We start from the raw sequence: 12,645 nt of genomic DNA, 5'->3' as shown, positions 1-12,645 counted from the left end.
AATACGCTCCTTATTCCTAGCTTAATCGCAACAAGCTGTTGGTGGCTTTTTCGTTTTCTTCAGCGGTTTTCATCATCTTGATTTGCATTTCAAATTGACGCTGCATGCTGATCATGTGTGTCATCTCTTGCACCGGGTTTACATTACTTCCTTCTAGTGCACCTTTTACCAGTTCAACGGTGGCATCGGGCTGATAAGGTTGACCATTAGTGCTTCTAAATAAGCCGTCTTCACCCTTTGTTAACTCGCCAGCGAAAGGTTTACTTAGCTTAATGCGGTTAACTTCTTCTAATGCGTCGGCTGGCGCGCCTTCTGGACGGATCTCGATGGTGCCATCTTCGTTAATTTCTAGCTTTTCAACAGGTAGGGGGATAATAATTGGCGCATCTTGATTACCTAATACAGGCTGGCCTTGCATGGTTTGTAAGACCCCTGCAGCTGAAATAGTAAAGTTACCATTTCGAGACAGCGCCTCATTACCATCCTTGTCTTGAACCGAAATCCAACCTTCACCCTTAATTGCCACATCTAAATCTCTCCCTGTGGTTTTTAACAGTCCATCAGTAAAGTTTTGAGTTGGGCGCTCAGTCATAGCAAATACCCGAGATGGCATGCCAGGGCCAAAGGCCTGCATTGAGCGTGCATTCTCTAAATCGGCTTTAAAGCCTGTGGTATTTGCATTTGCAAGGTTGTTACCACGTACCGCGAGCGAGTGCATGTTTTGTTTTGCACCGGTCATCGATATATAAAGTAGTTGGTCCATGTCAATTTCCTACGTCAATTAGCTGACTCAAAGGAAACAAAGCAATTAAAATGCCAGAAGACAAACAAAGAAAACAAAGATTAAAAAAGCTAACTAAATCAACAAAATAAAAAGGCAGCCAAAGCTGCCTTTTGGGTCAAACTCTATATCGTCGTTAACGAATCTGAATAATAGTTTGCTGTAGCGTCGAGTTAACTTCTAAGGCACGAGAGTTAGCCTGGAAGTTACGCTGTGCGCTAATCAAATTAACCAACTGCTCGGTTAAGTTAACGTTAGCTTGCTCTAAAGAAGCCGAGTTAATTTTGCCAAAAGTCCCTGAGTTACCTTCACCGGCAATCGCTTCCCCACTTAGCTGAGTTTGCTGCCATGAGGTATCACCAATTTGCGCTAAGCCTTGGTTATTGGCAAATTTTGCTACCGACACTTTAGCGATATTGGTCGTTTGACCGTTGCTGTAAGAAGCAACAACCAAACCATCAGGGCCAATATCAATACCTGTCAATTTACCAACGGTAGAACCATCTTGCGATAAGCTAGAAACTTCGAAAGCAGAGTTATATTGAGTTGGACCATTAAGGTTAAAGGTAATAGTTTGGGTTGGATCTACCGAACCCGTTACCGGATCCCACACACCACCAGGGCCATTTGGTGGTGCCGTACCAAGCGCTACTGTTTCAATAATAAGTGGCGCGGTAGACGCGAGTGCACCAGTATTATCAAAAGTTAAGGTCGCAGACGCTGGAATATTTGGGTTAGGGTTACCCGCGTTAGGGGTATTGGCTGTACCGCCAGCAACGTCTACTGGCTGGCCATCAATGTATATCAACTTGTGCCAAGTATTCGCTGTAGTGTCATCTTTAATGAAGAAGGTTTCAGCGACATGCGAGCCACCTTGCGAATCGTAAACTGTCACCGAGGTCGCTGAGGTATAGGTATTACTGTCAGAGGGATCAAAATCGCCAATATCGTGAGTAGTGCCGCTAGAAGGCAAGTTAAAACTCATATCAACTTGGCTAGTCATTGTAGGGTTACCTACTTCAGCACTAATTTGAATCGCGCTGGTTGCAGCCATACTCACCGCTGAAGGCGTGCCGCTGTTGTTTACGGTATAACCTTGTAGATATTGGCCTTGTGAGTTAACAATAAAGTTATCAGCATTTAGCTTAAACGCACCGGCACGAGTAAACTCTCGCGTTTGGGTGGTCAAATCAGAGGCGGTAACAAAAAAGCCTTCGCCACTGATCGCCATATCTAAAGCATTCTGGGTAAAGTTAAGGCTACCTTGGTGGAATTGCTGAGCTACATCTACAGTTTTAACACCATTACCTACTGCGGTACGAGCATTTGAGAAAATCGATGTTGCATACACATCGGCAAACTCAGCACGTGACTCTTTAAAACCAATGGTGTTGACGTTAGCAATATTGTTCGCCGTTACGTCAAGATCCTTTTGCGAGGCATTGATGCCGCTTAGAGCGATATTAAATGACATCTCTCAATCTCCTATCGTTTTACTATTCTTTGTTAGGCCTTGGCTACTTCAAGAACATCGCTCATTGCAATGCCACCCAAGCCTTCTAAATTGACGACTACGCCAGATGTACCACCCGCTAAGCTCACGCTACCTACGCTTGCGTATGTTGCGGTGGGTAAACTGATCTCTTTACCGCCCTGAACACCATTAACTTTAATGTTGTACTTACCTTCTGGCATCGGATTCCCGTTAGAATCGGTACCATCCCAAGAGAATGGCATGTTGCCGCTTCCCTCACCTAAGTCGATCACTTTAACAACTTCGCCCGCCGCATTTTCGACCGAAACTTTTACATTGGTGGTGGCTGCGCCAGTTACTGCTACACCGTCAAAACCAGTGCCACCGTTATGCCCGTAATCTAGCGGCACTAATACTTTTTGACCGACTAATGTTGACGCTTGCAAAGCAGCCGATGAATTCATAATCGAGTTCATTGTGTCAAACTTGGTGCCAAGCTCCGCAATACCCTCAGAAGTTTGAAAGCTTGCCATTTGGGCAATCATCTCAGCATTATCAACCGGCTTACTAGGGTCTTGATACTGCAGCTGCGTAGTAAGCAGTGAGAAGAAATCCTCTTGCCCTAGCGACTGGTTGTTATTACTTTCTGGAACAACCGATTCTGGCTGCCAATAATTACTTTGTAACGGATCAATAGTAGACACTGGCTACTCCTTAACTTTTACCCAGATTAAGCGTGCTATTAAGCATTTGCTTAGCAGCTTCTGTTACTTGAACATTAGCTTGATAAGAACGCGAAGCACTCATCATGTCTGCCATTTCCTCAATAACATTAACGTTTGGCTTGAAAATATATCCCTCTTCATTGGCCATCGGGTGTTCCGGGTAATACTCTTTACGTAACGGAGCATCTGACTCAACAATACCCGCTACTTTAACTTTTGCTGATTCAACCTGGGCTTGAGACGCTTTATTCAACTCAGCTTCAAACACTGGCTTTCTTGCTCGATACGTTTGGTCGATACTTGAACTAATACTGTCGGCGTTTGCAAGGTTACTGGCGGTAGTATTCAATCGTACCGACTGCGCCTTCATCGCCGACGCTGTAATATCAAAAACATTAAAAAAGCTCATTATTGACCTCCCTTAATTGCATTACGTAAGCCACTAAATTTACTAGAAAGAAAGCCAATCCCTGCTTGGTACTCCAAGCCATTTTGCATAAATGCAGCTTTCTCTTTCTGTACATCAACGGTATTACCATCACCAGTGTCAGGCTGATCCGGCACTTGAAAGCCCAATTCCGCAAATTGGCTGTTACCGCCACTTATGTGGCGCTCATTGGTGATATGCATTCCACCACCTTGTTTACTCTTGGCTGCAGCAAAGGCTTTGTTAAAATCTATATCTCGTGCTTTATAGTTAGGTGTATCAGCATTAGCAATGTTACTAGCAATCACCTCAGAACGGCGGGCTCTTACACCTACAGTATGTTGATGAACGCCTAATGCTTTATCAAATGTTATTGCCATATACACCTCGTTACACTTCCACAAGGAATATTTAGCAAGAGCTGTGCCAGAGTTTTTTTGACGCTTTTTGTTCAGTTAACTAAAGGACTTAGTTGTATTGGTAGGAAAAGAAAGGCGCCAACATGAATGCCAGCGGCAAATAAAGCGGCAAGTATTGCCCTTTACTGCCGCGATATAAAACACCTATTTCAATTGATAAACAATGCCGGGATGGCAGCGTAACATATTAAAACGGTCGGTTAAGCCGGTGATCGATTCAGACGCGCCAAGCATTAGATAACCATTAGGGTTTAGCGATTGAGCAAACTGATTGAGAATTTTCGACTTCACATCAGCATTAAAATAAATCAATACATTTCGGCAAAAAATAATATCAAACTTGCCCATCAAGGCATAACTATCTAAGAGATTAAGCGGTCTAAAACTGACATTTTTACGCACTTTATCGTTTACTCTATAACGTCCGTCAGATGTAGCTTCAAAAAACTGACGTTTACGTTCCGGTGATAAACCACGCGCTAAAGCCAAAGTATCATATTCACCGCGTTTACAATGCTCCAGCATTGAAGGTGAAATATCAGTCCCCACTACTTGCACTCCCATTGGCAAAGCTCCAGGGCGTCTAGCTTGATATTCCAAAGAGGTCATCATAATTGAATACGGCTCTTGCCCCGAAGAACTCGCTGCCGACCAAATTTTGACTGGGCGTGACAACTTGGCAAACTCGGGTAGAAGTTTATCGCCGAGTAACTGAAATGGATAAGTATCCCTAAACCATAAGGTCTCGTTAGTTGTCATCGCATCAACTACCGCTGCTCGTAACTCACGCTCCCGCAAGCTCATAGCTTTTTGTACTAACTCGGTCAGGCTTGCTACAGAATACTGAGCCATTAATGGAGATAAACGGCTCTTTACTAAGTATTGTTTATTGTCACCTAATACAATTCCGCACTGCTTTTCTAGAAAGCCGCAAAACTGCTTATACACGTCATCTGTTATGGTTCTCACAAATGCATCCACACTCTATAAAGATTGACGAACAGCGGCTGCTAGTTCATCTGGATTAAATTTGGCAATAAAAGCGTTAGCGCCAACTTTATTTACCATAGCTTGGTTAAATACACCACTTAGTGAGGTATGTAAAATTATGTGTAAACCTTTTAAATCAGGGTTTGAACGTACTTCCGCGGTTAAAGTGTAACCGTCCATTTCTGGCATTTCGATATCAGAAATCACCAGCGCAATTTGGTCAGTGATAGGGCCATCCTTAGCCATACTGTTTAGTAGCTCTAAAGCTTCACGCCCATCCTGGCAAAGCAAGGTTTCAACCCCTAAAGAAGTAACCGCGCGTTTGACTTGATTTCTGGCAACAGAGGAATCATCAACCACTAATACTTTTTTATCTATTTGCACATTTGCGGCGGCTTCTTCAACGATCTCTTTACTAACAGTTGTATCAACCGGTGAGATTTCATCTAGGATTTTTTCTACATCTAATATTGAAACCAGTTCTTTTTCAACTTCGGTAACAGCGGTTAAATAGTTAAATTTTCCCGCACCTTTTGGCGGCGGCAAAATGTCTTCCCAGTTCATATTTACGATACGTTCGACTGAACCGACAAGAAAGCCCTGCACGGAACGGTTGTACTCAGAAATGATAATGAAACACTTGGTCACATCTTCTATTGGACGCCCGCCTGTGGCTGAACTTAAATCAATGACCGAAATAGTTTGCCCCCTGATATGTGCCACACCACGGATAACAGGATTTAATTTAGGCAATGCAGTGAGTGGCGGACACTGTAAAACTTCTTTTACTTTAAATACATTAATACCGTAGCGCTGAGACCCATTTAACCTAAATAACAACAACTCTAAGCGATTCTGCCCTACTAGCTGCGTACGCTGGTTTACCGAATCTAAAATACCCGCCATATACTTATCACTCCTTAGAAAGGGGCATCAACCTTGCTTAACCCCTGTATACTATCGCTTAATCTAGCTTAATTGTCGTTTTTTTGACACCAAAAGGCTTAACATCGACTTGTTAAGCATAGACAAAAAAGCCAATTGTTACTTTGCTTTATCGGTATCATATCGAAAATGTTGATAAAAATTGCAGCTTCACTCTTATTATTTTGTTTTAGTCTTACTGCTCACACTACTGAGCTACATATACAGCTGGAAAAAGCAGCAGTAGATTTTGTCCGTTCGCAAATAATTCACGACAGTAGTCAAAAAATTGAGCTTACCGCAAATCAACTTGATGAGCGGATTGCCATCCCCGAATGCCCAACACCCTACCGCTATAGCTTAGCCAATGGCGAGGTGCGCAGAAACACCAGTGTTTTAGTCACTTGTGATGAACAAGCAAACTGGCGTCTCTATATCCCAGTACGCAAACAAGTATTGCTTGCCGTGGTGGTAGCAGCCTCACCCATCCAGGAAGGGGCCGCCTTAACTAACGCGCAACTTACCACCAATTTTTTACCCGAAAATCGCTTACGTGGCAGTTACTTCACAGAGCTAGAGCCACTACTTGGTGCTAAACTTAGGCGAGCGATGCGAAAAGACCAAATTATAACTGGGCGCGATATTTGCATTGTTTGTAAAGGTGATGCTGTAACCATCTCTGCCAATGCTGGCGGGCTGAACGTAACAACCCAAGGAACCGCTTTGTCCAGTGGTACTATTGGTGATACCATTCGGGTTAGAAATAATCAGTCTCAGCGTCTGGTCACCGGCCGAGTAAAAGCAATTGGTTTAGTTGATGTAAAACTTTAATTTTTTTCTAAAGTTTTACCAAAGCAAGCCGATAGCTTTATTGAATACGAAAAATTGATTAACTGTGGGGCGCCATTATGGCTTTAAATATTAACAACTTAGGTGGGAACCGTCCTAGTCAACTAGACTCAAACCGAGTTGCTGACAAAGGCACAAAAGAAAGCGCTGAACAACGTTCAACCGCTGGTTCTGCTGCAGCCCAGGATTCAGTTATGCTTACAAACGAAGCACAACAACTAAACCGTATTCAGCAGAATTTGCTCAGTGATTCAAATAGTAGAAGCTCTAAGCTCGAATCAATCAAGCAAGCGGTGGCCGATGGTACTTATCAAGTAGATGCCAATAAAGTTGCGCAGAAAATGGGTGACTTTGAAAGTGAGTTTAATAAAGCGCTTGGATAATTAGCCTATGATAGCCCCACTACTGAATACTCAAGAGCAGCAACTCACCTTGCTGCTTTCTCTTTTAGAGCAAGAAAAAGTTGCTCTTGAGCAAGACGATATCGTAGCTCTTTATTCTATTGCTGAGCAAAAAGAACAAGCATTGACGTTAATAGCGAGTGCTGATGAAGAGATCGCTGCATCTTCCAATAAAGAACTGCTGAATTCAGATCCTCAATTTGGTCAACAAGTCGATACCATCAAAAGTTTGCTTGCCCAATGCCAAGAACGCAATGAGCTAAATGGCGAAATAATCAAAGCCAGCAATGCAAAAGTCAAACAGCTGAGTGCGATAATAGGCCAACTGCAAAACCAAAATGCGTCTACCTATGACAAACTAGGTAAAAAGCACAGTTCACAACGAATGGGTAAAGGCTTTAAGGCCTAAGTTTCCCCTACCACCCAAAAACACCTAACCCAAATTAACCGAGCTTTAAGTTGCTCACCTCAGCTAGTTAAATTTAAATTTCTGAATGCGCCGCTATGAATGCTAATTGGAAAAGTGCTGCTTGAACTAGGGTCTGTTGATCTTTGCTGATGGTTTTTGCAGCGATTTATTAGCCATTTAGGCAAAGCAGTGAGTGTGCAGTTAAGTGGGCTTAATAATCGCTCAATAAATGGCTAAGAAATGCTGCCCAAAGGGTTCGGATAAGCGAACTTTACTCGTTGTTAAGCACTTCTTGCTTAGCCCACTAGGCTTCTAAGTGCTCGCCGCGATTAAAGCCTGCTTATCTCGAATAAAATTTCAACACCAAAGATCAACAGACCCTAGTTACATATTCAAAAACAACAAAACCCCAGCCAAGGCTTCAATGCCGTTCACTTAAGGTGAACGGCATTTTTGTTTCTAGCGTATCGCTGCGGTCTGGGCTTTACGCATCTTGGAAAGGTTCGTTCTCGCCTTGGCGGAAGAATGAGGCTTTCTGCCATCCCATAAAAATGCTTGAGCTGCCGAGGAATTGCCCCTGGGCTGGAATAAGGCAGTCCTACCAATAACCTCATGACATGCGCTAACGCGCCATTGAAACTCAGCTGGTAAGGTAAGTAGCTCCCTTTCAACACAAAGCACATTTCAACCATTTGATACCGTATCAAATTATAGCTCAGCAAAATGCCCCATAGCTCTTGGCGCACCAGCTCCGGTTTACGGCTTCTGAGTGTCAAACGCCTTCCCAACATAAACTGTTTTTGCTCTCGGTATCCCAGTTCGATTTCCCAACGGTGTCCATACAATGAACCAATATCTGCTGCGGGAAAGCGCATCGGGTCAATCATGGAAGTGAGTACCTCAAATGCCTTGCCATTGATTTTGCGGGTCACGAGACGAGCTGTCATCGTTTCGGATAGTTCTGGCCATAACTTACGCGCTCTAGGATTACTAGTAAGGGTGACAAGTTTATCGTTACGCCCAAAGCTTCTCTGCACGGTATATTGAGTGTTTTTCTTTAATGGCAGAAGCCAGTGGCGCTCTGTACCTGCACTCTGCCAAGCATGCAGTAACCCCATCGAATAAAAGCCACGGTCGAACATCGTTAGGCTATGGTCTGGCGTATCTTTAATCAGCTTTTCGGCTAACACCATTTCGTTGACGTTGTAGTCGTCGAAAGCACTGGCGGTGATGAGATGTGTGCTTAACTCCATCTGACACACCATGCGCACTTGTGGGTATTGTGTGCCTTTAGGTCGAGAAAATGCATCGCTGTTCTCTTTAGAATCATCAGTACGCCAAGTGACACCATCAACACCGAGTAATGTTAAACCATTCCAGTGAGCGAAGTTGGCTTGTTGGCACCAGCGCTTTGACATGAGTTGAAAGACATCGTGTATCGCTTGTTCGCCTAGCTGTTTACGCCGTTGCGTGAGTGCACTTGGCGCAACGAAAGGCTTACCTTCACGGTCAACAATATCGAGCTGATTCACGATATTGGCTATCGATTTGTCATTATAAAGCGCCATTCCAACAAGCAACCAGACCAGTGACTCAAGCGACAGCTTGCGTTTTCTCAGCGTAACCGTATCGGACAAAGCATAGGCATCATTGATGAGCTCAAGGGGTAACAAATCAGCCAGTGTTTCAATTTGATTGGGCTTCCAGTCATTGATGATGTTGAGTGCTTGTGAGACGTCCATAAACGAAAAAATCCGATGCCATTAATGACATCGGATTTTGCTATACCTAGAAAGATCGTCAATGGATCTGTCTTAACTGATCGGCATTACAGCCAAGGCTTAGGGTTTTGCGTATAACAGTAATAGACGAAATTAACTAACCACGCTCACCCATCGGCATCTTAGTTTTGCTGGCCTGCTTACGCGACTCGATAATCATTACCCCATCTCGCTTAACCGGCGCAGGTACTTTGCTTTGATACACTTCATTCGGAATAAGCTCTTGAGCAGAGGCAACCACTACTTTTGATTGAGCCCCAACAATCCGAGCGTTCACCAAAATACCTTTATTTGATTTGCTAAAAGTACCTACAAGTAAGTACTCAATGGGTAAACGCTTAGATAACTCTTTGACGTTGCGGCTATATACGAAGTCTCCTTCTGGGGTAATGCGAATAAAACCAGTGGTTTTATAATCAATCACCGAAAAGCCACTTTGTTGCATCTCGTAAACAAAACTTTCGGCTAGCTGCATGCCAAATAAATCAGTGGTGCGAAGATTATCTAAAGGAACAAACGAAGCCACCCCGATTGGTGTATCAGCATTCACATAGTGAGAGCTAGACACTAAGCGTTGCGACATTAGGTTTACATAATCGGTAAGAGAGTGCTGAACATCAGGGTCACTCATATCGGGACTGGCAGGGTTAAGCGAGCGGCTTTGCATTCCACTTAAAAACAACTGGCCGTTCTCGTCTAAAACACCTTCCATGTAGTGAGCGTTGTGAGTATGTGCGGCGTGATGCTTTGAGCCATCGTACACTACAACTTTTTGCATTGATGGGGAACTAGAGCACCCCAACAGCATTGAAGTAGCCAAGGCTACTAAAGATATACCTTTCATGTCGCGTCCTTAATCGTCTATTACGCTTTAAGTATCGGCTAGAAAGGCAAAATCTTTACTAAAAATGAACGGTTTTTTGACTCTCGAGATGGCGAGTTGGTGCCATAGACATAGTAACGCGGTACACCTCTCTGAAATCAAGTTGCAACTCAGTAACATATACATCGTCAACCGCGTAGGCATTAATCACCTTAGCGCCACGTATTACCCCGGCAACCGAGGCGGCTAAACGCTCGTTACCAAGCACCATATCGCTAACAGTTGCAGTACTATCGATATGTTGGCCATACACTTGCTCAGAAAGCTCTCGATAAGCGTCCAGCTTCGAGGCTTTCATTGCACGTAATTGTTTAGCGCTCATGTCTGCCCCACGCTGCTGACTAATAGGCGCATAACCAACGGCATTAACCACGGTAAAGTCACCCGGCGGATCATAAGTCCATTCAACTTGTTTAACTTGGGTTGTTGGCGTACACGCTAGCAACAGTAAAACCGCTAGACTAATAAACCACGTTCTAAAGTACAGATTGTTCATGACGCTGCAAGCTCCCATTAACACTAGTCACACGCGGTGAAGTTGCCCCCGCCATATTGGGGATAAATTGATATGCAGCCGACACAACCGCTTGGCTAGATAGCTCAACTAAACGAAGATTCACATGCCTACCCGAAGTTGTTCGCTGAAAACTGCCAACCACCACATAAGTGATTTCCATTTCAGTTCTCAGTAATTCTGCATCTCGTGATAACGAAAACTCACCAAAACCAGGGTCCATCTGCAAGCGCCCTGTAAGGCGCGGCTCTACCATATTTACGCCTTCACGCGATAAAGCGGCAAACATTGCCTCTGCCACTTGCCGCCCAAATCCATCGCTCGATTGCAGGTTGTCTAAATCCACCACCGTACTGATGGCCACCGAGTCAGTCTCGGTTAAATCTAGGTCATCAGTTAACTGTTTAGACAAGTTATCGACATGCACATATAAAGCGGCATCTTGTTGCTCACGCGGCTCAACATAAGGATAATTAGAAACATGGTGTAAACTGGTATTGCATCCTTGTAGCGTTACCAGCAAAATAAATAGTGTCGTATATCGCATATCAATCTCCTCCGACTCTCCTGTCCCTAGCAATAACCGTTCCAGTCAAAAAAATAGCGTTTAACTTCAGGTATAGTTATTGCTTACTCCCAAACAATAGGAGGGCCTTATGAAACAGATAATTCTTTTGTTGGGGATGCTAATCAGCATGTCGACACACGCGGTATGGTACGAGGCTAAAGGTCAAGCCACCATCGTTAACAATGATTTTGAGCAAGCGAAAAGCTTAGCCACCCAAGATGCAGTTAAGCAGCTTTTATTGTATTCAGGCGCTTCAGTAACCAGCATCAGCAAAGTATCTGGCGGAAAGCTCACGCTTGATCAAATCGAAGTGGTTTCAAAAGGTTCATTACATAACCTAACAGTGCTAGACGAAGGTAATCATGGCCAGCAATACTATATTATTTTGCAAGCCGACGTATTTCCGGCCGCTAGTCAATGTAAAGCCAGTGGCTACAGCAAAAACATGCTATTACTGCCTCCTTTTTTGAAGCAACAGCATCAAGCTCGAGTAGGTCAATTACAAGAGCTATCGCCAGCCATTGAACAACGTACTTACGATATTGCTAGGCAGGTCGGCAATCAGTTTAACGTTAAGCACCCTCCTAAACTGCCACTAAACTACTACAAGCCCGGTGAGCACAACTACAAAGGTATTAAAGATGTAGCCGATCGTTACGGTGCTCAGTACTTACTTGGGTTGGAAATTGAAAACATTTCATTAGACCAGGTACATAAACCAAAATTTATTAACCTTAGCTACCCGCAACGCTACTTTGTGGTTAACGCACGCGTGTACAACGCCATTGATTTAGAGGAAATCTACAACAAGCGCTTTTCTGTTAACGCGCCTTGGGAATTTGACGCCAGAGAGGTAATCTCGCCCTACTCAGCAGAGTTTTGGTTATCGTCCTACGGAGAAACGGTAAATAGCACGCTACAACACATTGTAACCGAAGTTGATGCTCTGCTGGCTTGCCAACCTTTACAAGGCAGTGTAGTTAAAGTGCTAGGACCAGATCGTTGGCAAATTAATCTAGGAAAAGCTAATCAACTTAACCGTGGTATGTTGTTAAATTTGATTCATCAAAACTACCATTGGGGCAATTGGGACATTCCACGTCAAGAGCAGATTATGGCAGACAGCATGGTACGAATTGAACAGGTGTATCAAGACAGTGCCATCGTGGTAGCGGTTGACCCAAGCATGACAGCAAATATTCAACTTGGTGACTTAGTAAGCAAACAGTAAGGCTTTGCTTTTCATAAAGTTAAAGCTGAGTATAATGAAGGCGCACAGTATACTAGCTGTGCGCCTTACTTTAGTGTCCCCTTAGTTCAGCTGGATAGAACAAGGACCTCCTAAGTCTTAGACACAGGTTCGAATCCTGTAGGGGACGCCAGCTAAAATCAAAAGTTTATATATACAGTATCTTAAACACACCGCTGTTTAGGCTCGCCCTATCCCACCCTAAAATCTAAAGTCCCCTTTTATCGTAAAATTGAAACTGTATATCCGAT

The 12,645-nt window shown here is 43.8% G+C and carries 15 protein-coding genes and 1 tRNA gene; 5 read left to right on the top strand and 11 right to left on the bottom strand.

All coding sequences use genetic code 11. The features are described from left to right. Positions 1-16: 16 nt before the first annotated feature. From flgF to K5L93_RS17955, 7 genes are all read right to left on the bottom strand, one after another. Positions 17-763 carry a flagellar basal-body rod protein FlgF gene (gene flgF / locus K5L93_RS17985; RefSeq protein WP_220721064.1) on the bottom strand — a complete coding sequence of 249 codons (747 nt, stop codon included), beginning with the start codon at positions 761-763 and terminating at the stop codon, positions 17-19. A 154-nt stretch (positions 764-917) separates the two neighbouring features. After that, the gene (gene flgE / locus K5L93_RS17980; RefSeq protein WP_220721063.1) at positions 918-2,255 is read right to left on the bottom strand and encodes a flagellar hook protein FlgE; all 1,338 of its coding nucleotides are present in this window, start codon (positions 2,253-2,255) and stop codon (positions 918-920) included. 32 nt (positions 2,256-2,287) lie between these two features. Continuing rightward, complete coding sequence (locus tag K5L93_RS17975; protein ID WP_220721062.1) at positions 2,288-2,959, bottom strand: flagellar hook assembly protein FlgD; 672 nt, start codon at positions 2,957-2,959, stop codon at positions 2,288-2,290. 10 nt (positions 2,960-2,969) lie between these two features. Continuing rightward, positions 2,970-3,389 (bottom strand): flagellar basal body rod protein FlgC, encoded by a 420-nt coding sequence (flgC, locus tag K5L93_RS17970; protein ID WP_220721061.1) that lies wholly within the window; start codon positions 3,387-3,389, stop codon positions 2,970-2,972. Then, the gene (flgB, locus tag K5L93_RS17965) at positions 3,389-3,787 is read right to left on the bottom strand and encodes a flagellar basal body rod protein FlgB (RefSeq protein ID WP_163131719.1); all 399 of its coding nucleotides are present in this window, start codon (positions 3,785-3,787) and stop codon (positions 3,389-3,391) included. The genes flgC and flgB overlap by 1 nt, the downstream gene beginning before the upstream one ends. Positions 3,788-3,970: 183 nt before the next feature. Further along, positions 3,971-4,795: a CheR family methyltransferase gene (locus K5L93_RS17960; protein ID WP_220721060.1), complete on the bottom strand. Its 825-nt coding sequence runs from the start codon at positions 4,793-4,795 to the stop codon at positions 3,971-3,973. Between the two features lie 15 nt (positions 4,796-4,810). Beyond that, positions 4,811-5,722, bottom strand: a complete 912-nt coding sequence (locus K5L93_RS17955; RefSeq protein WP_220721059.1) for a chemotaxis protein CheV — start codon at positions 5,720-5,722, stop codon at positions 4,811-4,813. A gap of 168 nt (positions 5,723-5,890) precedes the next feature. Here K5L93_RS17955 and flgA point away from each other — a divergent pair, with 168 nt between their 5' ends. The 3 genes from flgA (at position 5,891) to flgN (ending at position 7,399) form a co-directional block, all read left to right on the top strand. Continuing rightward, entirely contained in the window at positions 5,891-6,571 is a 681-nt protein-coding gene (flgA, locus tag K5L93_RS17950) for a flagellar basal body P-ring formation chaperone FlgA (protein WP_220721058.1), read from the top strand. Between the two features lie 77 nt (positions 6,572-6,648). Next, complete coding sequence (gene flgM, locus K5L93_RS17945; RefSeq protein ID WP_220721057.1) at positions 6,649-6,972, top strand: flagellar biosynthesis anti-sigma factor FlgM; 324 nt, start codon at positions 6,649-6,651, stop codon at positions 6,970-6,972. Positions 6,973-6,979: 7 nt separating this feature from the next. Then, positions 6,980-7,399, top strand: a complete 420-nt coding sequence (gene flgN, locus K5L93_RS17940) for a flagellar export chaperone FlgN (RefSeq protein WP_220721056.1) — start codon at positions 6,980-6,982, stop codon at positions 7,397-7,399. 431 nt (positions 7,400-7,830) lie between these two features. On the opposite strand, the gene K5L93_RS17935 is transcribed toward flgN, so the two are convergent. The 4 genes from K5L93_RS17935 to K5L93_RS17920 form a co-directional block, all read right to left on the bottom strand. Then, positions 7,831-9,141: an IS4 family transposase gene (locus K5L93_RS17935; RefSeq protein WP_220721055.1), complete on the bottom strand. Its 1,311-nt coding sequence runs from the start codon at positions 9,139-9,141 to the stop codon at positions 7,831-7,833. Between the two features lie 136 nt (positions 9,142-9,277). Further along, a complete protein-coding gene (locus K5L93_RS17930; protein WP_220721054.1) occupies positions 9,278-10,024 on the bottom strand; it encodes a FlgO family outer membrane protein in 747 nt (248 codons plus the stop codon). A gap of 58 nt (positions 10,025-10,082) precedes the next feature. Then, positions 10,083-10,559: an LPP20 family lipoprotein gene (locus tag K5L93_RS17925; protein ID WP_220721053.1), complete on the bottom strand. Its 477-nt coding sequence runs from the start codon at positions 10,557-10,559 to the stop codon at positions 10,083-10,085. Then, entirely contained in the window at positions 10,540-11,124 is a 585-nt protein-coding gene (locus K5L93_RS17920; RefSeq protein ID WP_220721052.1) for a FlgO family outer membrane protein, read from the bottom strand. Before K5L93_RS17920 ends, K5L93_RS17925 begins: the two co-directional genes overlap by 20 nt. A 109-nt stretch (positions 11,125-11,233) precedes the next feature. Here K5L93_RS17920 and K5L93_RS17915 point away from each other — a divergent pair, with 109 nt between their 5' ends. Then, the gene (locus K5L93_RS17915; protein WP_220721051.1) at positions 11,234-12,376 is read left to right on the top strand and encodes a flagellar assembly protein T N-terminal domain-containing protein; all 1,143 of its coding nucleotides are present in this window, start codon (positions 11,234-11,236) and stop codon (positions 12,374-12,376) included. A 75-nt stretch (positions 12,377-12,451) separates the two neighbouring features. Beyond that, positions 12,452-12,527: transfer RNA gene (locus tag K5L93_RS17910), tRNA-Arg, on the top strand. The last annotated feature ends 118 nt before the right edge of the window (positions 12,528-12,645 follow it).

The sequence above is a fragment of the Agarivorans litoreus genome (assembly GCF_019649015.1).
Classification (GTDB): Bacteria; Pseudomonadota; Gammaproteobacteria; order Enterobacterales; family Celerinatantimonadaceae; genus Agarivorans; species Agarivorans litoreus.
Note: the sequence above shows the minus strand (reverse complement) of the source record. Positions and strands in the feature narration are given on the sequence as shown.